This window comes from Acinetobacter sp. ANC 4862 (assembly GCF_004336635.1).
In the GTDB taxonomy this organism is placed as follows: Bacteria; Pseudomonadota; Gammaproteobacteria; order Pseudomonadales; family Moraxellaceae; genus Acinetobacter.
In genome coordinates, this window is sequence record NZ_SJXH01000009.1 from 1 (window position 1) to 23,464 (window position 23,464).

Here is a 23,464-nt window from a genome sequence, read left to right on the forward strand (position 1 = left end):
TCCAAAAGTAACGCGATTGATCAGCGTGATTATGACCCACATCTTTATAAGGCAAGACATCTGATCGAGAACTTCTTCGCCAAGCTCAAGCAGTATCGAGGTATTGCTACGCGCTATGATAAATTGGCTCAAAACTTCCTGTCAGCGATCTACCTTGCCTCAATCATGATATGGCTTAATTGATGACACGCCCTAGAAAGGTTTTTAAAAATGGCTTTGGATTAATGTTCTTTAATTTCTGAGTGGTGCTTGGTATCTTTCATAAAGATATAAACAATCAATGAGATAAAAATTAAGATGGTGACATAAATAAAGAACCAAGACTCATGTCCAGCTTGCTTAAAACTCAGCGCAAAAAACTCTGCTGTCCCTCCAAATAGCGTATTTGCAAGGGCGTAGGGAAGTGCGACACCGAGTGCACGGATATGCGCAGGGAACAGCTCGGCTTTCACCACGGCATTAATTGAGGTATAGCCTGTAACAATCACCAATCCGGCTAAACAGATCCAGAATGCAGACCAGTAGTCTTGGGTTTGTCCTAATTTATCAAACAGGAAATAGGTAAATAATACGCCCAAAACCCCGAAGGAAATCATTAACGGTTTACGTCCAATTTTATCCGATAAAGCACCTGCAAATGGCTGTAAACACATGAAAATAAATAGCGCCAGAGTGGTGATTTGTGTGGCTTCAGGTTTGCTAAATCCAGAGGTATTGACTAAATATTTTTGCAGATAAGTGGTGTAGGTATAGAAGGCCACCGTACCTCCAGCGGTTAAAAACAGTACTGTAAATGCCTGTTTGGGATAATGCTTGAACAGCGCAAACATACTCGATTCAGGCTGGCTTTTATCTTGTTGTGCATTTTTAAAAGATTGGGTTTCGAGCAGGCCGCGTCGAATATAGAACACGACTATGGCCAAGCAAGCACCGATAAAGAACGGAATGCGCCAACCCCAATCATGCAGTTGTTCTTCAGTCAGTACGAACTGCAAAATCAGTAGAACGCAGAGTGCGGTCAGCTGACCTGCAATTAAAGTAACGTACTGAAAACTGGAAAAGAACCCGCGTCGGTTTTTTTCTGCCATTTCACTTAAATAGGTGGCACTGGCACCATATTCTCCACCGACACTTAAGCCCTGAATGAGTCGGGCAATCACTAAAATAATGGGTGCAAAGATTCCGATTTGGTCATGCGTCGGGGAAACCGCAATCATCAGAGAACCAATACACATCAAGGTCACAGAAAGAGTGAGACCTGATTTGCGTCCTTTTTTGTCCGAGTAAATACCCATGATCCAGGCACCAATCGGACGCATTAAAAAGCCGACTGCGAAAATGGCAGCAGCTTGAAGCAATTGTGCAGTTTGACTGCCTTTGGGAAAGAATGAATGGGCAAAATATAATGTGAATGCGGCATAGACATACCAGTCATACCACTCCACTAGGTTACCTGCTGAGCCACCCAGAATGGATTTGACCCGTGTTTTGGTATCCAGATTTACTGGAGGAACGTTTTGTTCAATCATGTGACCAAGTCCATTTTGGTATTGTTTTTAAGATGTTAAACCTATTGTTTTAACGGTATAAGCGTAGCAGTTTCTAGTTTTGTATAAAAAATGTTCTAACTCTAAGTGTTTGAAAGTGAAGTAGTTGAAAGACATAGCGAGATTGATGATTTATATGCGTTGTTTATTTTTGTTGGGATAGCCCCATTATTATTTTATATTCATCCCATTGACTCATGATTTCCAAGTGTCATTTCACTTTAAATGGTGTTAAGTTTCCTAGAACAATAAGAAATTTAAGTCGGCTGTTTTAATAAAATTAGAGGAGGTGAACATGCAAATGAGTCATCCGGTCTATGATGTAGTGGTAGTTGGTGGAGGCATCAATGGTGTCGGTATTGCAGTCGATGCTGCAGGGCGAGGGTTGTCTGTCTTTTTATGTGAAAAGGATGATTTAGCCAGCCATACTTCTTCTGCAAGCAGCAAACTTATTCATGGTGGTTTGCGTTATCTTGAACATAAAGAGTTTCGTTTGGTTCATGAAGCGCTAGTTGAGCGCGAAGTTTTATTGGCCAAAGCACCACATATTATTCGTCCCTTGCGTTTTATCATGCCTCATCAGCCGAATTTACGGCCTGCATGGCTGATTCGGACCGGTTTATTTGTTTATGATCACTTGGGTAAGCGAGAAAAATTAGCAGGCTCAAAGCACATTAATTTTGATCCAGCAACCAGTCCCTTAAAAGAAGAGATAACACAGGGTTTCGAATATTCAGACTGTGCTGTGGATGATGCGCGTTTGGTGGTTTTAAATGCGATGCAAGCACATGAGCTGGGTGCGCATATTGTTACGCAAACGCGATGTATATCTGCATACCGGGAAAATGATTTGTGGGTGGTGCATTTGGAAAATGCGCAAGGTGCTTATCAAGTTCAAGCCAAAGCATTGGTGAATGCTGCAGGGCCGTGGGTCGCACAATTTATTCAACAGAATTTAAAACAAAAATCACCTCATGGGCTTCGACTCGTTCAAGGTAGTCATATTATTGTGCCAAGAATATGTGAAGGCGATAAAGCCTTTATTCTTCAAAATGATGATCAGCGGATTGTTTTTGCGATCCCTTATCTGGATCAATACAGCTTAATTGGTACGACGGATCACGAATACCAAGGTGATTTAGATCGGGTCAATATTACCCAGCCTGAAATTGATTATTTGCTGGATGTTTATAATGATCATTTTAGGCATCAGTTAACTCCTGAAGATATTTTATATACTTATTCGGGTGTCCGGTCTTTATGTGATGATGAGTCAGATAATCCCTCTGCGATCACCCGTGATTATACTTTGGCCATCTCTCACGAACAGAAAAATGATGCGCCGTTGCTTTCGGTATTTGGCGGAAAACTGACGACTTATCGAAAGCTGGCTGAATCTGCAATGCTACATTTGCAACCTTTCTTTCCGACAATGAAAAAGCCGTGGACTGAAAAAGTATTATTACCTGGCGCAGAAAACCTGATTTCGGTTGAGCGCTTGATTCAGGAAATTATGCAAACTGTTCAAGATATGCCATTGCAATTGGCTTCGCGCTGGGCGTATGCCTATGGTTCACGGGTATGGGAATTTATAAACGGTATTACAGCGATGGATGAACTTGGCGAAGACTTTGGACATAGCTTATTTGCTAAAGAGGTGGATTATCTTGTAGATCAAGAGTGGGCCAGAACCAGCCAGGATATTTTATGGCGTAGAACCAAGCTAGGCTATCAATTTACGGATGACGAGATTCAGGTATTAGATCAATATCTTGCGAAATTGCTGGTGAAAAGATCGCAGGATAGCGCAGCTTAAATTTTTTAAACATGAAATAAAAGACCGTCTTAACGGTCTTTTATTTGAGTCAAATTGCAGTGTTGGTCTTCAATTAAATTTTTAGCTTAGAGTGAGTTTAACTTTCTGTTTTAAATTGGTTTAAATTTCGACACCGCCCAATGCTGCGCAATTCACAGGCGTATTCCACTGAACTGCAGTACCCCAAATCACAGGACGTACAACACGCCAAGGCCAGAAACCGAATCTTTGGCTTGCATTATAGTTGATGACGACGTTGCCACCGACTTGATGTGCACGCTCTGCAAAGCGTGGATACAGTTCTATGACACTGCCGTAAGTACCTTTAGCTACTTTAATGCGTTTTTTAATTTGAAATTGGCTAGAGTCAGGCGTGCCTTTGATCGCACAGACGTGAAGAGTAGGCTGTTCTGCAGTCGCTGCTTGAGCCGTAGTTAAACCAGATAAACCCAGTAGACATGTTGTAAGTGCTAATATTTTTAGCATGAAATTTCCCTCTTTTAATTATGGCATTATTTGCGGGGATATTTTAACGTAAAAAAAGGCCACCGTAGTGACCTTTTATTAATTAATTCAAGAAATTAAGCAGATTTTTTAACAGCTTCTAAAAGTTCATTTTGACGTGCTTTAAGTGCTGCTGGTAAGCGATCACCAAGTTTGTTGAATAACTCAGTGTGGCTTTCAAGTTCTTTGATCCATTGATCTTTGTCTTGAGCAGTTACAAGGTCAAACTGTTCTTTAGTGAAGTCTGAACCATTCCAGTTCAATTGTTCATAAGTAGGAACTAGACCGATTGGAGTTTCAGTCGCTTCAGCACGGCCTTCACAACGATCAATCATCCACTCAAGAACACGCATGTTTTGACCGAAACCAGGCCATACGAAGTTGCCTTCAGCATCACGGCGGAACCAGTTTACATTAAAGATCTTAGGAAGTTTGTTGCCAGCAGCTTCAGCTTTAGCACCCACTTCTTCACCCATTTCTAACCAGTGAGAGAAGTAGTCAGCCATGTTGTAGCCTGTGAATGGAAGCATCGCAAACGGATCGCGACGAACCACGCCTTGTTGACCAACAGCGGCAGCAGTGGTTTCAGAACCCATAGTTGCTGCTTTATAAACGCCATCAACCCAGTTCAATGCTTCAGAAACTAGAGGCACTGTATCTGCACGACGACCACCGAAGATGAACGCAGAGATTGGCACGCCCGCTGGATTTTCCCAGTCAGCATCAATAGAAGGGCATTGACCCGCAGCAACTGTGAAACGCGCATTTGGATGAGCCGCTTTTTCACCACCAGCAACGTGTGGCTGACCTTTCCAGTTAGTCAGGTTAGCAGGCGCTTCTTTAGTTAGACCTTCCCACCAAACTTCACCGTTATCAGTCACAGCAACGTTGGTATAAATTACGTCTTTGCTCAAGGTAGCCATACAGTTCGGATTTGTCTTGGTATTTGTACCAGGCGCTACACCGAAGAAACCAGCTTCAGGGTTGATTGCATATAAGCGACCGTCTTCACCCGGTTTGATCCAGGCAATATCGTCACCTACAGTTTCAATTTTCCAGCCTTCATAACCTGCTGGTGGAATCAACATTGCAAAGTTGGTTTTACCACAAGCAGACGGGAATGCAGCTGCGATGTAATGTTTTTCACCTTGTGGATTGGTCACGCCAAGGATCAGCATATGTTCAGCTAACCAGCCTTGTTGACGACCCATAGAAGATGCAATACGTAAAGCCAGGCATTTTTTACCAAGCAATGCGTTACCGCCGTAACCAGAACCGTAAGACCAAATTTCACGCGTTTCTGGGTAATGCACAATCCATTTTTCAGGGTTGCAAGGCCAAGCAACGTCTTTTTGACCTTCTTCTAGCGGAGCACCCACAGTATGTACGCAAGGAACGTATTCACCGTCAGTACCAAGAACGTCATAAACAGCTTTACCCATACGAGCCATTTTAGACATGCTTACTGCAACGTAAGGAGAGTCAGTTAATTCGATACCGATGTGTGCAATATGGCTACCTAAAGGACCCATAGAGAAAGGTACAACGTATAAAGTACGTCCTTTCATTGAGCCATCAAATAAACCGTTAAGGCGAGCACGCATTTCAGCTGGAGCTTCCCAGTTGTTTGTCGCACCTGCATCTTCTTGTTTTTCTGAGCAGATATATGTGCGACCTTCAACACGAGCAACGTCAGAAGGATCAGAATTAGCTAAATAAGAACCAGGGTGCTTTTCTTGGTTAAGCGCTTGCATAGTGCCGTTAGCGATCATCAGGTCAATAAGACGTTGATATTCTTCTGCGCTACCGTCACACCATTCAATTTTCGCTGGCTTCGTTAATTTTGCAATTTCTTCAACCCATGCAATAAGCTTAGGGTGACGAACGAATTCTGGTGCGTTCACTTTGGTCATGGTGAGGCCTATCTCAAATGTGTACAATTATGTGTACAAATAATAATTAGAATGAAGGGATACAACATTCCAATTTAAGTATAAAAAAAAGTGGCTGTATTAAAGCATAAAATCATCAAAAAAATAAGACTAAAGAAGTATGGGGAATAGGTTGGTAGATTATGTTTGTTCATATTTAATATTTATTAAAACAATAGCTTACGATTTTTTTGTTCCCTTATTTTTAATATTTTTAATTGTTATGAGTATTATTTATTTTAATTATGTTTTTTAAAAACAGTGGCTTAGTATTATTTTTTTCATGAAGGTTATTATTGATTAAATAAATGGTGGTAATTCGAATTTTACATAAACAGGCTTTTAATTGCCGATAAATTGGACAAAATTAGAGCAATTACTTCAAAAAAGTATAGAAAATGTCAGAACCCTTAAAGCCACTTTCTCTTATTTATAATGAAAAGTCAGGATTTCATGCTGCAAATAAAGATGAAGTCTATGAACAACTTATGGCATGTTTAACGGCTTATGGCTATGAAATTCAAGCTTTTGAAATTGGTGCAGAAGCAAATTTTGATCATTTGATGAAGAAAATAATTTTACGGCATCAACAGGCGAGTGAAGTGGGTGTGGTCGTTGCAGCAGGTGGTGATGGAACCTTGAATGCTGTTGCGGCACAACTCATGGGAACGGATATACCCATGGGAATTTTTCCACTGGGAACCTTTAATTATGTAGCGCGATTGCTCAATATTCCCCTGGATCTATTAAAAGCTGCTGAAACTATTGCTAAAGGCAAGATCCGCGAAGTGCATGTTGCACAAATCAATGATCATATTTATTTAAATAATGCCAGTTTGGGCTTATATCCTTTATTTATTCAAAGGCGTGAATTATACAACCAGCGTTTTGGTCGTTTTGCTTTAAATGCTTATACTTCGGGTTTGGATGTGCTGATTCGCGATCGTAAAGAACTGAAACTTGAAGTGGAGGTGGATGGGAAAAAATATCCGCTGAAAACACCCTTAATTTTCTTTGGTAATAATCAGTTGCAACTGGCAGAGATGAATCTGCGTATTGCGGAATCTGCTGCAAAAGGCAAAGTGGCGGGTGTGGTGGTCGCCAAAAGCGATAAACGTACCTTGTTTAAAATGTTATGGCAATTGATGAGGGGTAACTTGGATCAAGCACCCGATGTGTATAGCTTTTCTGCGGATGAAGTCAAAATTTATTCAAAACGAAAAAAATTAACTGTGGCTTTAGATGGTGAAATTGTTGAAATGCAGCCGCCGCTTAAAATTTCAGTGCGTAAAAATGCATTAAAAACAATGGTTCCTCATGATTCTGCACCTGTCTGATTTACATTTTGGTACAGAAAAAACCGCCTGTATGGCGGCAATCCGTCTCTTTTGCCAAGAGCAACCTCTTGAAGCTGTGGTGGTGAGTGGCGATTTAACCCAGCGAGCGCGCTATACGCAGTTTTATGACTGCAAACAGTTTTTGGAAAGTTTAAATCTTCCATATCTGGTGGTACCAGGTAATCATGATATTCCGTTGTATCAGCTGTGGAACCGCATCTTTAGTCCATTTACCCGCTATAAATTATTCTTTGGCCACATGGAAAATACCTTAGAAACTGCACATTTTTATATTATTGGAGTGAACAGTATTCGAAGACGTTATCACACCCGCGGACATATCTCTTTAGAACAAATCCAGCAAATTGACCAGTCGTTAATGATCGCTCCAGCACATAAAATAAAACTGATTGTTGCGCATCAGCCTTTTTATACTCCACCGAATAATCCGCATGGGGTAAAAGACTGTCCGATGTTGGGACGAATGGCTTTAGAGTCTTGGAGCCAAAGCGGTTTAAATGGCTTATTGCATGGACATCTGCATCAATCGGCGGTGTATGACTTAAACCAGATTTATCGTTTAGGTGCAGCACATCCTGTACTAGATGTTCATGCAGGTACGGCGACTTCTTACCGATTACATCGTGGCTTGCCAAATAGTTTCAATGTCATTCAGGCAAATGCCGATGTGCAGCATTATTATTTTGATGAACAACAAAAAGAATTTGTATTAGATGAACAAAATGCTGAATAAATGAAGAAATATTGAGAGTTGAATAAAAAAAATACAAAAAACCGCATTTTTTTTTACTTGCCCCCTTGAAGCGTTTTTTTCCATCCCCACAAAAGTGACATCGAAATTATTTTGATGATGACCGATGGAATAACAAAGTCATCATTACTTCACTATAAAAGACTTAGTCTGATGGAGTTTCCAATGAGCAACATTCGTCCATTACATGATCGCGTAGTTATTCGTCGTGTTGAAGAAGAAACTAAAACTGCTGGCGGTATTTTACTTCCAGGTTCTGCTGCTGAAAAACCGGCTCAAGGTGAAATCATTGCAGTAGGTAATGGTCAGATTACTGACAATGGTGTACGTGCTTTAGACGTTAAAGTAGGCGACAAAGTATTGTTCGGTACTTACGCAGGTACAACTGTAAAAGTACAAGGCGAAGAACTTCTTATTATGAAAGAGTCTGATATTTTAGCTGTTTTGGAAGGCTAATTCAGACCTGTTCCATTCAATCAAATTTTTGAAAATTAAAATATTTGGAGTAAAGCATGTCAGCTAAAGAAGTAAAATTTGGTGATTCAGCGCGCAGCAAAATGATTGCAGGCGTAAACGTACTTGCAGATGCGGTGAAAGTAACTTTAGGCCCTAAAGGTCGTAACGTGGTTATCGACCGTTCTTTCGGTTCACCACACATCACTAAAGATGGTGTAACGGTTGCCAAAGAAATTTATCTAAAAGATAAATTCGAAAACATGGGTGCACAACTGGTTCGTGAAGTATCTTCAAAAACCAATGACATCGCAGGTGACGGTACAACAACTGCAACTGTACTTGCTCAAGCAATTTTGAACGAAGGGATCAAATCAGTGACTGCGGGTATGAACCCAATGGATTTGAAACGTGGTATCGACCTTGCAGTTCGCGCTGTAGTTGAAAACATTAAAGCCACTGCTAAACCTGCTTCTGACACTAAAGCAATTGAACAAGTTGGTTCGATCTCTGCTAACTCTGACACCACTGTTGGTAAACTTATTGCACAAGCAATGGAACGCGTAGGTAAAGAAGGCGTAATCACTGTTGAAGAAGGTTCAGGCTTTGAAGATTCGCTTGACGTTGTTGAAGGTATGCAATTTGATCGCGGTTATATCAGCCCGTACTTTGCAAACAAACAAGACACTTTAACTGCTGAACTTGAAAACCCGTTCATTCTTCTCGTTGACAAGAAAATTGGCAACATCCGTGAATTGATCAGTGTATTAGAAGCGGTTGCTAAAACAGGTAAACCACTGCTTATTATCGCTGAAGATGTTGAAGGCGAAGCGTTGGCTACTCTTGTAGTGAACAACATGCGCGGTATCATCAAAGTATGTGCAGTGAAAGCACCTGGTTTTGGTGACCGTCGTAAAGCGATGCTACAAGATATCGCAATTTTGACTGGCGGTACTGTAATTTCTGAAGAAATTGGAATGTCACTTGAGCAAACAACTTTAGAACATTTAGGTACAGCGCATAAAGTAACTGTTTCTAAAGAAAATACTGTTCTTGTTGATGGTGCAGGTGATGCGGCTCAAATCGCAGATCGCGTTCAACAAATTCGTGCTCAAATTGAAGAATCTACGTCTGAATACGACAAAGAAAAACTTCAAGAACGTGTTGCTAAATTAGCAGGCGGTGTTGCAGTGATTAAAATCGGTGCTGCAACTGAAATTGAAATGAAAGAGAAAAAAGACCGTGTTGACGATGCACTTCACGCGACTCGCGCTGCGGTTGAAGAAGGTGTTGTTGCAGGTGGTGGTGTTGCGCTAGTACGTGCAGCTAAAGCACTTGATGGTGTGGTTGGTACAAATGATGATCAAAATGTAGGTATTAACATTTTACGTCGTGCAATCGAAGCACCGCTTCGTCAAATCGTTGCAAACGCAGGTGATGAACCATCTGTCGTGATCAACGCTGTTAAAAATGGCGAAGGTAACTTCGGTTATAACGCTGCAACTGGCGAATATGGTGACATGCTTGAAATGGGTATCCTTGACCCGGCAAAAGTAACGCGTTCTGCACTTGAGCACGCTGCTTCTGTTGCTGCATTGATGCTTACAACTGAATGCATGATCACTGATATCCCAGAAGACAAACCTGCAATGCCAGATATGGGCGGCATGGGTGGTATGGGCGGTATGATGTAATTCATACTGATCATTCCGATCTGAAAAAATCCCCGCATTTTTCGGGGATTTTTTTATTAATATTTAAATTATTTAATTTTAATATAAGCAGCCTGATAGGTTTCAGGATAAATAAATGAGACTAGTTCATGTTGGGTTTTATTGGGTTTAATAGGCGAGATTGGATCATTTTCAATCGTAGAAATATGTTCGTTATTCTTAGCATCCACTAAAACAATATCGCTGTCGCGTAATTTAAGTGGTCGATCTGAATGATTATTAATTTCAAAAAAATAGGTCAATTTTGTGCTTTCAATGCCATTAGATTCTATTTTTTCTGATTTAAATAAATCAGCCTGAATATCTACATATTTAAGTGCATTATTCACTTCAATATTTTGCACTTGTGGAATTTGGTATTTTTCAAAATCTTTGAATTGGGTTTTATTTTGATCCAGGGGTTCTATTGAATGATCATGCAAAGAAAAATAACGATTTTGTTTGGTTTTATTGTCAATGAATTGCAATGACTTTGAATTTTGCTCATCGAAAGTGAATGTACCCGAAGACTGTTTTTGTTTAATCTTTTGCTTAAAGAAGCTCATTTCCTTTAGGGTATAAGTTTTGTTTTGATGAAGTCGGAGAGAAACGAGTTTCTTTTCACACGTATCACAGGGAATAAATGCTTTGTAATGGCCTACCCAATCCGGAATTTGAACCTGTATCGGTTTTGAACGCTGCTCAGGTAGATTAACTTTTTCATTCAGGGATGATGTACTTGAATTATCGCAGCCACTTGAAAGTAACAGGGCAAAAAAACTAAGCGTAATCATCGTTTGTTTCATAATGATCTTTTAATGAGAAAGATATTTTGCTAACCATAAGCATAACCGGATGATCTCGCTAGTATGAAGTCGCCAAATAAATGATTTATTTGTAGCAAATCGTGACGAGTATGCAAAATGGAGAGGCTAAACAAGCCATATTTCATGCTTTTTATGCAGGGGAGTAAAGGAGCTAAACTAATGAAGATCTTTTTGTAATTTATAATTAAGTTTTGAATCTATGGCTTTTCCTGTATTCATATCACGCGCTTCTACAAAATTTTCACCGATAAAAAATTTAAGATTTTCACCGGCTTTATCTAAGCGAATGACCGATGGATTATCCGGATCGAAGCTAAAAGTGCCTTTCACCTTAAATTCATTGCCTTTTTCTTTCCCCAAATATTCTTGTGTTAATTCATAAGTTACATTTGCTTTTAACTCAAGTTCTGTTTCATTGCCTTGGCAATCGGCACATGGAAAAACACCTTTATACTCACCGACCCAATCCAGTGAAGTTTCTGCAGTATCACCCATCGAGGTTACAGGTTGAGTATTGGTAGGCTGCATAGATTGAGTTTGATTGGCAGTATTTTCAGGTGCTTGATTAGTTTCATGGGTATTGGTATTCGGTTTGCTGCATGCAGCTAAAGCGATGGTGCTCAGTGATAGGATCAATAGGGCAATGCAACTTTTAAAATTACGTAGAAAAGGAGGTAGATTAAAGAGCGATATTGTTTGTGCTTTGTTATTACTTGTATTAGGGCGTGTCATCAATTAAGCCATATCATGATTGAGGCAAGGTAGATCGCTGACAGGAAGTTTTGAGCCAATTTATCATAGCGCGTAGCAATACCTCGATACTGCTTGAGCTTGGCGAAGAAGTTCTCGATCAGATGTCTTGCCTTATAAAGATGTGGGTCATAATCACGCTGATCAATCGCGTTACTTTTGGACGGCATCACGATCTGACCMTTGATCTCATGGATTGGATCAATCACCCGATCCTTGGAATTGTAGGCTTTATCCATGAGCCAAGTCTGACTTAACAATAAGTCCAGCAGCATATCAGCGCCATTTAAGTCATGAGCCTGCCCGGCAGTGAGATAAAATCCTGTTGGATTGCCTAAAGCATCGGTACGGGCATGAATTTTGGTACTTAAGCCACCTTTACTGCGTCCGATCGCCTGTTCTTTTTTTTCCGGCACTGTGTTGATGAGCGCGCACAATGGTTGAGTCCAGCATGGCATATTCATTATCACTATTCTTTGCCAGTACTTCAAAAACTTTCTGCCATATGCCTGCTTTAGCCCAACGGCTAAAGCGAGTGTGCACGACTCTAAAATCCCCAAAGCGTTCTGGTAAGTCTCGCCACGGAATACCTGAACGATACCGATACAATACTGCTTCAACAAATAGCCTGTTGTCTTTGGCAGTTACTCCAACAGTACTCGCTCGTCCGGGCAACAGATCCTTAATCTGTTGCCACTGATCATCTCTTAATGCATAGCGTTTAGTCATGAAAAAATAATGAGGACAGATTAGATTTTCTCAAGCTAATTGATGACAGGCCCTAGATGAGAGGCTTTTTTATTTGTCTGTTCTATTGAATAAAAGTAATGAGTTAAATGTATTAAACGTACAAAATCAAAATGATGCTTAGGCTAAAATCGCATGAAGAAGCAAAAACATGATGGTGGGTTTAAATCAGGTGCACTGGCTTTATTTACTCAATATCCCAAACAAGCCTTTACTGTGATCATGTTGACTGCCGGCGGTACGCTTGCTTTCAGTACATTTACGACCTATTTGCAAAAATATCTGGTCAATACTTCCGGTTTTGAAAAAACCACTGCAACTGCCAATACTTTATTGGGTGGTACAGCAAAACTGGTTGCCCTGAGCTTTAAAAATGCAGGTCATGAAAACCACCTCTTCTATTACCTTACTCTCATGATTGGCTTGTCTCTAATTACTTATATCTTTATGAAAGACACCAAAAAACACAGCATAATTACCGACGACTAAACCTAGCGTATTTATTTGATTAATCATCTAAAAAATCTTTTCAAGTTGTCACAATTGGAAAGCTTTTTTATTGGATATACGTCTTGATCACATCGTTAAAAAAGCAAGCTTATGGCATACTCAATACAATAACAACGCTTGGAACTTTTGAAGATGAACAATACATATAAATTGCTTGGCTTAGGTTTTATGGCGCTTGGACTTGCTGCGTGTCAAAGCACACCACGTCCATATAATGGTAATGTCGGATATCAGATTGAAAGTCAGTCCAATGGCCGTGCAACATTGGCTTATACTTTGTCAGGTCGCAAAAACCAACAAGTGGATGAGAGAAAATTACAACGTGCTTGTCAAAAAGTATTGGGTTCAAATAAACAATACAAAATAGATATTTTAAGCATTAGTGAAATTGCCAATCCCGCAATACAAACTCCACAATATGGTCGTCAACTTGGTCACAGTCGCACCAGTGTGAGCTTAAGCAACACCCCTGACCTATACAATAGTGAAGACATGGCAACTCGTAACACTTTGGATGCTACTCATCCAAGCACATTGAGTGTGGTTCGTTATACTTGCTCTTAATCGCTTTAAATGACTTGTTAAATAAAAAAGACGCTGTTTACAGCGTCTTATAAAAACTGACATTTCGAAATTCTTTAGATTCATCCAGATCTGGCCAAGTCGTGGCACTACGTTCATCTAGTTTTTGATATTTAGGATGACTAAAGTTTTTCACCCGACTATCTGCAACCCATACTTCTGGGGCGAATTTTAAAAATTCATCCAGAAAAAAACGATTGCATTGATCATATAAAACATCCGCTGCTAACAGCACATCGACTTGTTCTACCTTATACAAATCATCCAGATATTCCAGCTCCACTTCATTCAATTCAGCATTGGCACGGCATGAATCCAAACTGATTGGATCTATATCACAGCAAATAACGCGTTTAGCCCCTGCCATTTTCGCTGCAATCGCCACTACGCCCGATCCAGCACCAAAGTCGAGCACCACCTTATCTTTGACATGATGCGGCTCTACCAAGAGCCACTGAGCCATTGCAAGCCCTGATGCCCAGCAAAATATCCAGTATGGCGTATCATTCCAGATACGGCGAATGACTTCATCATCAAGCTTATCTGTTGGAAATACAGGTGGAATCAACCATAAGGAAATTGGTGTATCAGGTAACTGCTGCATCTGTAATTCACAATGCGGAATCACATCATGCAAGGCTTGGATAAGATGTTCTGGGGCTTTGGGAAATTGGAATGTACAGCTCATTGGAATTCTTTTAATTGGTATTTATATCTTAAAGGAATCTCCCCTAACCCCTCTTTAAAAAAGAGGGGAAACCTACTACTAAACAATAGGATTTTAGATGTAAATTCCCTCCTTTGAAAAAGGAGGGTTAGGGAGGATTAAATTAACCCAAAGCTTTTTCAGCAGCTTCAACCGTTTGACGAATCAAAGTGGTAATGGTCATTGGACCGACACCACCCGGAACAGGCGTGTACGCAGAAGCAACTTCTTCAATACCTGCAAGTTGGATGTCACCTACACCACCACCATCACGTGGATGGAAGCCAGCATCAACAACCACAGCACCTTGTTTAATCCAGTCTTTTTGGATCAATTCAGCCTTACCTACCGCACCAACGATAATGTCCGCTTGTTTAACAAAGTCAGCTAAATTTTGCGTGCGTGAATGGCAAATCGTTACTGTTGCATTTGCTTCAAGCAGCATTGCAGCCATTGGCTTACCCAAAATTGCAGAACGACCAACAACAACTGCGTGTTTGCCTGCGATTTCGATGTTGTTTTCTTTCAGAATGGTCATAATGCCCGCAGGAGTCGCTGAACCATAGGCTGCTTCGCCCATTGCCATACGACCGTAACCAAGGCAAGTTACGCCGTCAACATCTTTTTCAAGCGAGATTGCATCAAAACATGCACGCTCATCAATTTGAGCCGGTACTGGGTGTTGCAACAGAATACCGTGCACATCAGGATTTGCGTTTAATTTTTCAATTTCAGCAAGTAATTCTTCAGTTGTCGTTTCTTTAGGAAGCTCAACCTTTAATGAATCCATACCGACACGACGGCAAGCATTTCCTTTCATACGCACGTAAGTTGCAGATGCACCATCATCACCTACCAAAATCGTCGCAAGGATTGGAGTACGACCTGATTTTGCTTTCAGCGCTTCTACGCGAGTAAACAAGTCAGCTTCAATTTGCTTCGCCAATGCACGACCGTCTAGAACTAATGCCACGGCACTTCTCCCAAGTGTTGATATGAATCAATTTCGCACATTCTACATGAATATTTTAAATATTTTCCGTTATATGCTGCTTTTCTGCACATCTGCATAAATCTACTATTGTTTTTTTTTCAGGGCTTGATAATATACGCAGCAACAAGAGATGGCGGGGTGGCAGAGTGGTCATGCAGCGGACTGCAACTCCGTGTACGCCGGTTCGATTCCGACCTCCGCCTCCAATCTTGTTAAAAATGCCCGAGTGGTGAAATCGGTAGACACAGGGGATTTAAAATCCCCCGCCCACAAAGCGTGCCAGTTCGAGTCTGGCCTCGGGCACCATTTTAATACTTCTTAAAATGGTGCAATAAAAAACCCAGCTTAATGCTGGTTTTTTTATGTCTGGAATTTCTTCCAGACTTCTCGCTATTTCATTTTTGCCGTTATTTATTACTGAGCTTCTTTTAAATAACCTTGCAAGCTATTATCCAGCTCTTGCTGTAAATGTGCCGGCTTGAGAATTTTCAGATAAGGAATCCAGTAACGTACCAATGGATTCAACTGTTTCTGATGCCGAATCTGACATGAAATTACCAATTCCCCTGTTTCCGATTCACTTAAAACCGCTTGTTCGGGAAAAATTCTGCGTTGCTTAAAATAAATTGCGACATCGGGATGTACAGATAAAATCACTTCCTGTTTTTCGTGCTGAAACCAAATACCATCTTCATCTTTTAATTGCTGCAGAACAGCCTGATCATGTTCAAACTGTGAAAGTCGACGGCTGCAGATAATTTTTTCAATACGACCAAGACGGTAAACCCGAAATTTCTGCTTGCGTACAGCCGCCAAATACCAGTTACCCATGTGATGAATCAACCGATAAGGCTTTACAACCCGAATTTGACCTCTGTAAAACAACGCGATTTGCTGTCTTTTTTGAATACTGCCAGTCAGTGTCTTAAAGTGTTCAGCATACTGCGTCGCATCTTCAAAATTGTAGCCTTTGGCAGAAAACACCAGGCTGGCGCGGTTATCAAATAACTCCCTTAAAAATGAAATATCCAAAGAAGGATAAAGATCATTAATTCCCGACAATTGCGCGAAATTTTTAATATCCTGTAATTTGAAACGCCCGAGATAAGAAGATTCCAGATAGAATTTTTTGGTTTGTGCATCCTGTATTAAAGGAAGATAAGAATTTAGTCGATCAAAATCACGTTCAATAGTTCGGGTACTGACCTGAAACTCACGCGCCAGCTCCTGTACACTCAACTGATGCCCTATATTTAGTTTGGTTAAAATAACTTGCCAAACGTTCCGCAAGGCGCTCATGCGTTGACGCATTGCCCTTCATAGATACCCTCTTTGCGCTTTTACAGCACAGTGCATAAAATGCTTAAAATTTTTAAATTATGAAAAAAATTATACAGCCAAATAAAAACTAAATTTCAAATATTCACTTCAACTTAAGGCTAATAGGCAATGCTCAAATTACGCTTTAATACGACTTACAACACGGTTTTTAGAACGTTTACGATTGAGCCGTTCGACATAACGCTCTAAATGAAGCATGGCTTGATAAAGCTTATGCAGATTACAAGGTAATACCTGATTACGAATAATGGCTTTATGCAGACGCTTTAATGCACGGAAGCTGTGGGCATGAGTATATGGAGCTGAAACTATTTTCATAATACATTCCCTCTATTGCATGAATTCTCAACCAAAACCAAACAATTTGGTCAGATTAAATCTAAGTGCTAATTTACTCCTTAGTTTTGACAGGTTGTGTCAAATGTTTGACACTTTTTACCATTTTTTTAAAATATCATCACTGTTTTTCAATAAATTAATTTGAATTACTTATCCTATTTTATGCAAAATAAAAGCCAACATTCGTTGGCTTATCTTATTTAATAGGAGAAAAATTAAATGATTTGCACCACAACTTTACCAATATGCTCGCCTGTATCCATAGCCGCATGTGCTTCCTGAATCTGGTCAAACTTAAATGTCTTATAGATCATAGGCAAGCATTCACCTTTTACCCATAATGGTGCGACGGTTTCTTGCAAGCCTTGCGCAATCTCCGCTTTTTCAGCCGTGGTACGTGCACGCATGGTTGAACCGGTAATGGTCAAACGCTTCATCATGATTTGACCGAGTTTCACATCTTTAGCTTTAGCACCACCCAAGAAAGCAATATAAACCAGACGACCATCACGGCGTAATAAATTCAGGTTACGTTCCAAATATGGCGCACCGACCATATCTAAAATAACGTCTACCCCACCATTGTCAGTGGCTTCATTAATCACTTGCTCGAAGTCTTGAGTCTTGTAGTTAATCGCCGTGGTTAAATCTGCAATAGCCGTAACTTTGTCATCCGAACCCACAGTTGCAAAAGTTTTGATTCCAAGTGATTTGCACAGCATCAGCGCAGTTGTACCAATACCGCTTGCACCCCCATGAACCAATACAGTTTCCCCTGCTTTGGCTTTACCCATTTGAAATACATTTGCCCACACGGTAAAAAATGTTTCAGGAATAGCAGCTGCCTGAGTAAAGCTTACGCCTTCAGGAATAGTCAATGTTTGGCTTTCAGGTACGACGCAATATTCTGCATAACCGCCACCATTAGTTAAGCCACAAACCTTGTCACCGACTTTAAATTTAGTGACATCGCTACCTACAGATTCAACAATACCTGCAACTTCCAAACCTGGAACTGGTGTTACACCTTTAGGCATTGGGTACAAGCCTTGGCGTTGCAAGATGTCTGGGCGGTTAATACCAAACGCATGGACTTTAACTAAAACCTCATCTGCTTTTACTGTTGGTACTGCAACAGTTTCATAGGCAAGTTTATCGACACCGCCCGGCTCTGTGATGATGACTTGCTGCATATTGGCTTGTGACATGATTTCTTCCTGATCTATTCAATACTTTTCAAGTTTCATGTATTTGAACATAAACCTGCACAGGAATGAATAACAATGGACTTATGTATAATCAAAGTACTATTCAGCAAATTGATATTAGATTTGATATGAGCAAGATTATTGAGTACACAGAAAATAATTACAGTGATTTTGAATGGTTTGAAGGTTTTGCAGTGATTCGCTTTTATGCAGACTGGTGTCAGCCTTGTGTTCAGAATTTTCCGGTCTTTGCTGAACTGGCGACACACTATGCTGAAGTAAAGCCTGAAATTAAATTTGGTAAGATTAATGTGGATCAATCTCCAATTCTGACCTTACGCTATAACGTTTATGGTTTGCCCTCTACGCTTATTTTTAGAAATGGAGAAATCATTAAAAGGATTGCAGGTGTGAAAAGTTTGAATGAATTGAAAAACCTTATTGATGCAATTCAGTAGTAGATAATTATTTTTGCTCATTATCAAAATAGCAAATTAATTATTACATCCTGATTTCAGCTTCTAAGGCTTTATTTCTATTTTTATTCCACTTATTGTGAATAACAACACTAACGATAAAAATGCTGAATTTTTATGGACTTAAAAATTATCTTTCTATTTTTTGTGCTTCCCTGCTTGGGTATTATTTTCCTAACCTGGTTGTTACGCTTTCCGTGGTCTTGGTTGTTAAAGACCGTTATTGTTTTTGAAATCGTGATTGCGATTTTAGCTTTTGTGATTGAACTTGACGCCAGAAAAACACCGGGAAATAGCGGCTGGATCATGATTTTTACAGCTGTATTCCAGTTCTGTTTTTTACTGTTCCTGCTCATTGCACGCATTGTGATATGGATGGATGACAAGTCTTAATATCGCTAACCATCTTATGTAAATCTTTGCAATAAGAAAACCCGCCTTTCAGCGGGTTTCTTTTAAATCAGCCCAGTCTTATAGACGAACCAATTCCACAATCTTCTCAGCCAGTTCTTCCACAGACTCTTGCGTGAAGCTTACATCTGTACCTTCTGCAACAGTGGTAATCACTGCAATACCTGTCTCACGAAGAAGTGCAACTTGCGCAGCATCAAGGTCAGCTTTCGCAATCGCTACAATGCCTTGTTGCAACAACAAGTTTTCAAGCGCTTGGGCATTTTCCAATGCTTTAGCAGATACTGTAATTGATGCAGGTTTTTGACCCAAACGTGCCGCACGGTCTTCTGCTGTGACAGGGTTGCTATGTGCAGCCCATTCAACAGACTCTTCCACCATACCCGCACCAATCGTCACGTTATTCAAACGATCAATGAAGATAAACGAACCGGTGTAACGGCTGTCCTGATAACGGTCAAAGACCACTGGCGCATCAAATTCAATAATCACATTGGCAATCGCGTTTAGATCAAGATGATCCACTTGCATTTGCTCAAGTGTATTCACGTTGGTACGGAAGTTAATGCCAGTCACTTTGGCAGGAACCGTTTGTGTACCAATTTTGATGTTATACAACTTGCCAATTACCAGCGGGTGATCCGCCATCCAGACCACGGTCGCTTTAACCGAACGTGAAATGGCTGGAATACCCTGATCCGCACGGATCAACATATTACCGCGTGATACGTCAATTTCATCGTTTAACGTCAATGTCACCGCTTGACCTGCAAATGCATGTTCAAGGTTGCCATCAAAAGTAACAATCTCTTTCACTGTTGATGACTTACCTGATGGTAAAGCCACAACTTTATCGCCGACATTGATTTCACCCAGCGCAATCGTACCTGCAAAACCACGGAAGTCGAGGTTCGGACGGTTTACATACTGGACAGGGAAACGGAAATCACGTTTCGCGGTATCACGGTTAATCTCGACAGACTCAAGCGTGCCCATCAAGGTTTCACCCTTGTACCATGGCGTATTTTCAGACTTGTTCACCACGTTATCGCCATTCAATGCAGAAATTGGCGTAAAGATGATGTTGCTTGGCTTACGGTCACCCAATTGGCTCACGAAGTTGGCATAATCGGCCTGAATTTCATTGAAGCGCGCTTCAGAGAATTCAACCAAGTCCATTTTGTTGATCGCAACAATAATGTTCTTAATACCCAGCAAGCTTGCAATATACGTATGACGACGGGTCTGAGTTTGCACGCCATAACGCGCATCAATCAAGATGATCGCAAGGTCACAAGTTGAAGCACCTGTCGCCATGTTACGCGTGTATTGCTCATGCCCCGGAGTATCGGCAATGATGAACTTACGTTTTTCTGTAGAGAAATAACGATACGCCACATCAATGGTAATGCCCTGTTCACGTTCAGCTTGCAAACCATCTACAAGTAACGCCAAGTCAGGTGCATCACCAGTCGTACCGACTTTTTTAGAGTCACGGGTTACAGCTTGCAATTGATCTTCATAAATCAATTTTGAATCGTAAAGCAAACGACCGATTAAAGTCGATTTACCATCATCCACGTTACCGCAGGTCAAAAAACGCAGTAAGTCTTTATTTTCGTGTTGTTTCAAATACGCCAAAATATCTTGGCTAATCAGTTCAGATTGATGAGACATCGCTCAAACTCCACATACTTTAGAAATCGGGTTCAGATCGAAAAATTAGAAGTAACCTTCTTGTTTTTTCTTCTCCATCGAGCCTGCTTCATCATGGTCAATCATACGACCTTGACGTTCTGAGCTGGTCGCCAAGAGCATCTCTTGGATAATTTCCGGCAAGGTATTGGCAGTTGATTCAACTGCACCCGTAAGCGGGTAACACCCTAAAGTACGGAAACGTACCGATTTCATTTGTGGAACTTCTCCCTCTTGTAGAGGCATACGTTCATCATCAATCATAATCAGTGTGCCACTGCGTTCAACCACAGGACGTTCTGCAGCTAAATAAAGCGGTACTAATGGAATGCTTTCCAAATAGATGTATTGCCAGATATCAAGCTCAGTCCAGTTTGATAATGGGAACACACGAATACTTTCGCCTTTGTTCACTTTACCGTTGTAAAGATTCCAAAGTTCAGGACGCTGGTTTTTCGGATCCCAACGGTGTTTGCTGTCACGGAAAGAATATACACGTTCTTTAGCACGTGATTTTTCTTCGTCACGGCGCGCGCCACCAAAAGCGGCATCGAAACCATATTTATCAAGTGCCTGTTTTAAGCCCTGAGTTTTCATGATGTCGGTATATTTAGAACTACCATGATCAAACGGATTAATCCCAGCCTCAACACCCTCTTTGTTCTGATGCACGATCAAATCGAAACCATGGGTTTTAGCCATGTTATCGCGGAATGTGATCATATCTTTGAACTTCCAGCCCGTGTCTACATGTAGTAGCGGGAATGGGAGTTTTGCAGGATAGAATGCTTTTAAAGCAAGATGCAGCATGACTGCAGAATCTTTACCAATGGAATACAACATCACCGGATTTTCAAATTCGGCAGCCACTTCACGGATAATGTGAATACTCTCAGCTTCAAGCTGTTTAAGATGAGTAAGTCTTTCCTCATTTATGGACATTGACAACACCAGCTCAGATCAACGTGTACTTATTACACTTTTAAAAAAATATATATTCATTATAAAGATTTAGTTATCCCAACTATTGCTTGTTTTATTATATTGATATGCAAAATTGTCATATAAAGATTAGCTAATAATGAGTATAAGTTTTTATTAATGATTCACTTAAATAATAGATCTCTTTCATAACTCAAAAAGTGATCATCTTTTTGATCGATATTTGTACCCTATATTTACGACCATTCGTGCATAATCTACGGATGAAATACATCGATTCAAAAAAGCTTTCTGAAACACAGTTCAAGCGATACACGGGCATCTCCTGGTCAACCTTCTATTTGATGGTTGAGCAATTGAAAAAGCATGTTGCAACTAAAGGCAGACCGCCCAAGTTAAGTGCGGAGGATCAGGTTCTTCTCTGTCTAAGCTACTGGCGGGAATACCGAACCTTATTTCACGTTGCGACAAGCTATGGAGTTTCAGAGCCAACAGCATCAAGAATTGTACGTCATGTTGAAGACTGTCTGATTCAGTCCAATCTTTTTAATTTACCGAAGAATTTGCCCGAAGGTGAAGGCATAGACTGGAATGTTGTGATCGTAGATGCCACAGAAATTCCAATCCAAAGGCCTAAAAAAACAGAAGAAAAGCTATAGCGGCAAGAAAAAGACGCACACCTTTAAAGTACAGGCCATGATTCACTACAAAACTCAGCAAATTCTGAGTTTATGTACCAGTCGCGGTGCAGTGCATGATTTCGAGTTGTTCAAACGCAATTTAAACCAGATTCCTTTTGGGGCTTTTATCCTTGCAGATAAAGGCTATCAGGGGATTTATGTGTTGTATCCGAATAGCCTGTTGCCATTAAAAGCCAAAAGACACTGTAAATTGGATCCTGAATTGAAAATCTATAATCAAGAAATCAATAAAAGAAGAATCGGAATTGAGCATGTATTTGGCAGCCTGAAAACCTTCAAAATCCTTGCTGAGCGTTATCGAAATAGAGGTAAAAGGCTTGGTTTGAGATTCAATTTAATCGCTGGAATCTACAACTTGGAACTGAGCAAAAAATGATTTATGAAAGAGGTCTAATGTTTTGTTATTTTACTTAAGCCTAGCGACGACCACAACCAAATATTAAAATGTACAAAATCTAAGCTGATCGCTTTTTTATCTAAAATCTATATTTTATTCGGCTGGTAAATTCCATACAGTATCGAAACTCCCTTCCCTCTCCTATGTTCTTTTGAATTATGCCTACGCGTACTATCGACACCGTTAAATCCAGCCTAGAACATGCACAACTTGCCGGCTATATCTATCAACACAACAATCATTTACTGGTCCTTCAAGAACCCTTAAATGATGATGGCTCTATCCTGAATAACTTTGTTCAACATGAGCTTACTGCTGACCAAATCGGGCTTCAATTTGGTCTACGACTTTCGGATAATCATTTTGATTTTTTGATTGGAGTGACCCATAGCAATCAGGATCGAAGCTACGAAATTGGTGCGGGAAATTTGAAGGCCGATCAAAAGGCATTTAACTTGCTTTATGCCTTTTATAACTATCCCAAAGCATTCTATTTGGTCAGTATTCCGCTTGCAGCAAATAGCGCACAACTTGAAGAAGCAATTGAAAATCAATTGTTCAATCAGCCCAAATTAGATTTCCTCAATACTGCAATTAAAACCAATCCAATGGGACAACAAGTCAATTGGATGAAAAGCTTTATTGTGCAACAAGCCTTAGACATGAAAGTCCGGATTCAAACCTGTTTGAATTAAGCTCTGCTTAAATTTTAAGACCTGATTGTTTTGAGATACCTTTCATTCAACTAATCTTAGATAAGTATGGA

At 40.4% G+C, this 23,464-nt stretch carries 23 protein-coding genes, 2 tRNA genes and 3 pseudogenes; 15 read left to right on the plus strand and 13 right to left on the minus strand.

The window, feature by feature from the left end; genetic code table 11:
• Positions 1-183 (plus strand): transposase (locus tag E0409_RS05710; RefSeq protein ID WP_165541299.1); only part of this gene is annotated, 183 nt, incomplete at its 5' end.
• 38 nt (positions 184-221) lie between these two features.
• Here the strand turns inward: E0409_RS05710 and E0409_RS05715 are convergent.
• Positions 222-1,529: an MFS transporter gene (locus tag E0409_RS05715; protein WP_131288728.1), complete on the minus strand. Its 1,308-nt coding sequence runs from the start codon at positions 1,527-1,529 to the stop codon at positions 222-224.
• Between the two features lie 313 nt (positions 1,530-1,842).
• Between E0409_RS05715 and glpD the strand changes: the two genes are divergently transcribed.
• Positions 1,843-3,363: a glycerol-3-phosphate dehydrogenase gene (gene glpD / locus E0409_RS05720; protein ID WP_131288730.1), complete on the plus strand. Its 1,521-nt coding sequence runs from the start codon at positions 1,843-1,845 to the stop codon at positions 3,361-3,363.
• Positions 3,364-3,483: 120 nt separating this feature from the next.
• On the opposite strand, the gene E0409_RS05725 is transcribed toward glpD, so the two are convergent.
• Both E0409_RS05725 and E0409_RS05730 read right to left on the minus strand, forming a co-directional pair.
• Complete coding sequence (locus E0409_RS05725; RefSeq protein ID WP_131288732.1) at positions 3,484-3,849, minus strand: hypothetical protein; 366 nt, start codon at positions 3,847-3,849, stop codon at positions 3,484-3,486.
• 95 nt (positions 3,850-3,944) lie between these two features.
• On the minus strand, positions 3,945-5,780 hold the full coding sequence (locus tag E0409_RS05730; RefSeq protein WP_131288734.1) for a phosphoenolpyruvate carboxykinase (GTP): 1,836 nt from the start codon (positions 5,778-5,780) through the stop codon (positions 3,945-3,947).
• Between the two features lie 416 nt (positions 5,781-6,196).
• Here E0409_RS05730 and E0409_RS05735 point away from each other — a divergent pair, with 416 nt between their 5' ends.
• The 4 genes from E0409_RS05735 (at position 6,197) to groL (ending at position 10,054) form a co-directional block, all read left to right on the plus strand.
• Complete coding sequence (locus E0409_RS05735; RefSeq protein WP_131288736.1) at positions 6,197-7,135, plus strand: diacylglycerol/lipid kinase family protein; 939 nt, start codon at positions 6,197-6,199, stop codon at positions 7,133-7,135.
• Positions 7,116-7,889, plus strand: coding sequence for a metallophosphoesterase family protein (locus E0409_RS05740; RefSeq protein ID WP_131288738.1), 774 nt, complete (start codon positions 7,116-7,118; stop codon positions 7,887-7,889). Before E0409_RS05735 ends, E0409_RS05740 begins: the two co-directional genes overlap by 20 nt.
• A 183-nt stretch (positions 7,890-8,072) precedes the next feature.
• Positions 8,073-8,363: a co-chaperone GroES gene (locus tag E0409_RS05745; RefSeq protein WP_016167026.1), complete on the plus strand. Its 291-nt coding sequence runs from the start codon at positions 8,073-8,075 to the stop codon at positions 8,361-8,363.
• A gap of 56 nt (positions 8,364-8,419) precedes the next feature.
• Positions 8,420-10,054 (plus strand): chaperonin GroEL, encoded by a 1,635-nt coding sequence (groL, locus tag E0409_RS05750; RefSeq protein WP_131288740.1) that lies wholly within the window; start codon positions 8,420-8,422, stop codon positions 10,052-10,054.
• Between the two features lie 68 nt (positions 10,055-10,122).
• Here the strand turns inward: groL and E0409_RS05755 are convergent, their stop codons facing one another.
• The 3 genes and pseudogenes from E0409_RS05755 to E0409_RS05765 form a co-directional block, all read right to left on the minus strand.
• A complete protein-coding gene (locus tag E0409_RS05755; RefSeq protein WP_165541300.1) occupies positions 10,123-10,866 on the minus strand; it encodes a copper resistance protein NlpE N-terminal domain-containing protein in 744 nt (247 codons plus the stop codon).
• A 189-nt stretch (positions 10,867-11,055) separates the two neighbouring features.
• Positions 11,056-11,631, minus strand: a complete 576-nt coding sequence (locus E0409_RS05760; protein ID WP_131288744.1) for a copper resistance protein NlpE — start codon at positions 11,629-11,631, stop codon at positions 11,056-11,058.
• Positions 11,631-12,378, minus strand: a pseudogene (locus E0409_RS05765) (IS5 family transposase). Before E0409_RS05765 ends, E0409_RS05760 begins: the two are co-directional and overlap by 1 nt.
• A 183-nt stretch (positions 12,379-12,561) precedes the next feature.
• Between E0409_RS05765 and E0409_RS05770 the strand changes: the two are divergent.
• A pseudogene (locus tag E0409_RS05770) lies at positions 12,562-12,885 on the plus strand (alpha-ketoglutarate permease); the annotation flags it as partial.
• Between the two features lie 153 nt (positions 12,886-13,038).
• Positions 13,039-13,470 (plus strand): hypothetical protein, encoded by a 432-nt coding sequence (locus E0409_RS05775; RefSeq protein WP_131288746.1) that lies wholly within the window; start codon positions 13,039-13,041, stop codon positions 13,468-13,470.
• A 37-nt stretch (positions 13,471-13,507) separates the two neighbouring features.
• Here E0409_RS05775 and E0409_RS05780 read toward each other — a convergent pair whose 3' ends face one another.
• Together E0409_RS05780 and folD are read right to left on the minus strand one after the other, a co-directional pair.
• On the minus strand, positions 13,508-14,176 hold the full coding sequence (locus tag E0409_RS05780; protein WP_131288748.1) for a class I SAM-dependent methyltransferase: 669 nt from the start codon (positions 14,174-14,176) through the stop codon (positions 13,508-13,510).
• Positions 14,177-14,318: 142 nt separating this feature from the next.
• The gene (gene folD, locus E0409_RS05785) at positions 14,319-15,167 is read right to left on the minus strand and encodes a bifunctional methylenetetrahydrofolate dehydrogenase/methenyltetrahydrofolate cyclohydrolase FolD (protein ID WP_131288750.1); all 849 of its coding nucleotides are present in this window, start codon (positions 15,165-15,167) and stop codon (positions 14,319-14,321) included.
• A 153-nt stretch (positions 15,168-15,320) separates the two neighbouring features.
• On the opposite strand from folD, the gene E0409_RS05790 reads away from it, so the two are divergent.
• Both E0409_RS05790 and E0409_RS05795 read left to right on the plus strand, forming a co-directional pair.
• A tRNA-Cys gene (locus tag E0409_RS05790) sits at positions 15,321-15,394 on the plus strand.
• 14 nt (positions 15,395-15,408) lie between these two features.
• Positions 15,409-15,494: transfer RNA gene (locus E0409_RS05795), tRNA-Leu, on the plus strand.
• Positions 15,495-15,602: 108 nt separating this feature from the next.
• On the opposite strand, the pseudogene E0409_RS05800 reads toward E0409_RS05795, so the two are convergent.
• The 3 genes and pseudogenes from E0409_RS05800 to E0409_RS05810 form a co-directional block, all read right to left on the minus strand.
• Positions 15,603-16,509: pseudogene (locus tag E0409_RS05800) on the minus strand (helix-turn-helix transcriptional regulator).
• 137 nt (positions 16,510-16,646) lie between these two features.
• Complete coding sequence (locus E0409_RS05805; RefSeq protein WP_131288752.1) at positions 16,647-16,847, minus strand: hypothetical protein; 201 nt, start codon at positions 16,845-16,847, stop codon at positions 16,647-16,649.
• A 236-nt stretch (positions 16,848-17,083) separates the two neighbouring features.
• A complete protein-coding gene (locus E0409_RS05810) occupies positions 17,084-18,076 on the minus strand; it encodes an NAD(P)H-quinone oxidoreductase (protein WP_131288754.1) in 993 nt (330 codons plus the stop codon).
• Between the two features lie 128 nt (positions 18,077-18,204).
• Between E0409_RS05810 and E0409_RS05815 the strand changes: the two genes are divergently transcribed.
• Together E0409_RS05815 and E0409_RS05820 are read left to right on the plus strand one after the other, a co-directional pair.
• Complete coding sequence (locus E0409_RS05815; RefSeq protein ID WP_131288756.1) at positions 18,205-18,534, plus strand: thioredoxin family protein; 330 nt, start codon at positions 18,205-18,207, stop codon at positions 18,532-18,534.
• Positions 18,535-18,669: 135 nt separating this feature from the next.
• Positions 18,670-18,945, plus strand: coding sequence for a hypothetical protein (locus tag E0409_RS05820; protein WP_131288758.1), 276 nt, complete (start codon positions 18,670-18,672; stop codon positions 18,943-18,945).
• A 78-nt stretch (positions 18,946-19,023) separates the two neighbouring features.
• On the opposite strand, the gene cysN is transcribed toward E0409_RS05820, so the two are convergent.
• Both cysN and cysD read right to left on the minus strand, forming a co-directional pair.
• Positions 19,024-20,640 carry a sulfate adenylyltransferase subunit CysN gene (gene cysN, locus E0409_RS05825; protein WP_131288760.1) on the minus strand — a complete coding sequence of 539 codons (1,617 nt, stop codon included), beginning with the start codon at positions 20,638-20,640 and terminating at the stop codon, positions 19,024-19,026.
• Between the two features lie 45 nt (positions 20,641-20,685).
• Positions 20,686-21,594 carry a sulfate adenylyltransferase subunit CysD gene (gene cysD, locus E0409_RS05830; protein ID WP_171458788.1) on the minus strand — a complete coding sequence of 303 codons (909 nt, stop codon included), beginning with the start codon at positions 21,592-21,594 and terminating at the stop codon, positions 20,686-20,688.
• A gap of 269 nt (positions 21,595-21,863) precedes the next feature.
• Between cysD and E0409_RS16590 the strand changes: the two genes are divergently transcribed.
• From E0409_RS16590 to E0409_RS05840, 3 genes are all read left to right on the plus strand, one after another.
• Positions 21,864-22,259 (plus strand): transposase family protein, encoded by a 396-nt coding sequence (locus E0409_RS16590; RefSeq protein ID WP_213073359.1) that lies wholly within the window; start codon positions 21,864-21,866, stop codon positions 22,257-22,259.
• Positions 22,207-22,677 carry an IS5/IS1182 family transposase gene (locus tag E0409_RS16595; protein ID WP_032069767.1) on the plus strand — a complete coding sequence of 157 codons (471 nt, stop codon included), beginning with the start codon at positions 22,207-22,209 and terminating at the stop codon, positions 22,675-22,677. The genes E0409_RS16590 and E0409_RS16595 overlap by 53 nt, the downstream gene beginning before the upstream one ends.
• A 179-nt stretch (positions 22,678-22,856) precedes the next feature.
• Positions 22,857-23,393, plus strand: coding sequence for a hypothetical protein (locus tag E0409_RS05840; RefSeq protein ID WP_131288766.1), 537 nt, complete (start codon positions 22,857-22,859; stop codon positions 23,391-23,393).
• Positions 23,394-23,464 lie beyond the last annotated feature (71 nt).

What these genes read in the sequence shown, in the direction of transcription:
- E0409_RS05715 (WP_131288728.1), bottom strand. Translation starts at nt 1,529, where the DNA reads ATGATTGAACAAAACGTTCCTCCAGTAAATCTGGATACCAAAACACGG.
- glpD (WP_131288730.1), top strand. Translation starts at nt 1,843, where the DNA reads ATGCAAATGAGTCATCCGGTCTATGATGTAGTGGTAGTTGGTGGAGGC.
- E0409_RS05725 (WP_131288732.1), bottom strand. Translation starts at nt 3,849, where the DNA reads ATGCTAAAAATATTAGCACTTACAACATGTCTACTGGGTTTATCTGGT.
- E0409_RS05730 (WP_131288734.1), bottom strand. Translation starts at nt 5,780, where the DNA reads ATGACCAAAGTGAACGCACCAGAATTCGTTCGTCACCCTAAGCTTATT.
- E0409_RS05735 (WP_131288736.1), top strand. Translation starts at nt 6,197, where the DNA reads ATGTCAGAACCCTTAAAGCCACTTTCTCTTATTTATAATGAAAAGTCA.
- E0409_RS05740 (WP_131288738.1), top strand. Translation starts at nt 7,116, where the DNA reads ATGATTCTGCACCTGTCTGATTTACATTTTGGTACAGAAAAAACCGCC.
- E0409_RS05745 (WP_016167026.1), top strand. Translation starts at nt 8,073, where the DNA reads ATGAGCAACATTCGTCCATTACATGATCGCGTAGTTATTCGTCGTGTT.
- groL (WP_131288740.1), top strand. Translation starts at nt 8,420, where the DNA reads ATGTCAGCTAAAGAAGTAAAATTTGGTGATTCAGCGCGCAGCAAAATG.
- E0409_RS05755 (WP_165541300.1), bottom strand. Translation starts at nt 10,866, where the DNA reads ATGATTACGCTTAGTTTTTTTGCCCTGTTACTTTCAAGTGGCTGCGAT.
- E0409_RS05760 (WP_131288744.1), bottom strand. Translation starts at nt 11,631, where the DNA reads ATGACACGCCCTAATACAAGTAATAACAAAGCACAAACAATATCGCTC.
- E0409_RS05775 (WP_131288746.1), top strand. Translation starts at nt 13,039, where the DNA reads ATGAACAATACATATAAATTGCTTGGCTTAGGTTTTATGGCGCTTGGA.
- E0409_RS05780 (WP_131288748.1), bottom strand. Translation starts at nt 14,176, where the DNA reads ATGAGCTGTACATTCCAATTTCCCAAAGCCCCAGAACATCTTATCCAA.
- E0409_RS05805 (WP_131288752.1), bottom strand. Translation starts at nt 16,847, where the DNA reads ATGAAAATAGTTTCAGCTCCATATACTCATGCCCACAGCTTCCGTGCA.
- E0409_RS05810 (WP_131288754.1), bottom strand. Translation starts at nt 18,076, where the DNA reads ATGTCACAAGCCAATATGCAGCAAGTCATCATCACAGAGCCGGGCGGT.
- E0409_RS05815 (WP_131288756.1), top strand. Translation starts at nt 18,205, where the DNA reads ATGAGCAAGATTATTGAGTACACAGAAAATAATTACAGTGATTTTGAA.
- E0409_RS05820 (WP_131288758.1), top strand. Translation starts at nt 18,670, where the DNA reads ATGGACTTAAAAATTATCTTTCTATTTTTTGTGCTTCCCTGCTTGGGT.
- cysN (WP_131288760.1), bottom strand. Translation starts at nt 20,640, where the DNA reads ATGTCTCATCAATCTGAACTGATTAGCCAAGATATTTTGGCGTATTTG.
- E0409_RS16590 (WP_213073359.1), top strand. Translation starts at nt 21,864, where the DNA reads ATGAAATACATCGATTCAAAAAAGCTTTCTGAAACACAGTTCAAGCGA.
- E0409_RS16595 (WP_032069767.1), top strand. Translation starts at nt 22,207, where the DNA reads ATGCCACAGAAATTCCAATCCAAAGGCCTAAAAAAACAGAAGAAAAGC.
- E0409_RS05840 (WP_131288766.1), top strand. Translation starts at nt 22,857, where the DNA reads ATGCCTACGCGTACTATCGACACCGTTAAATCCAGCCTAGAACATGCA.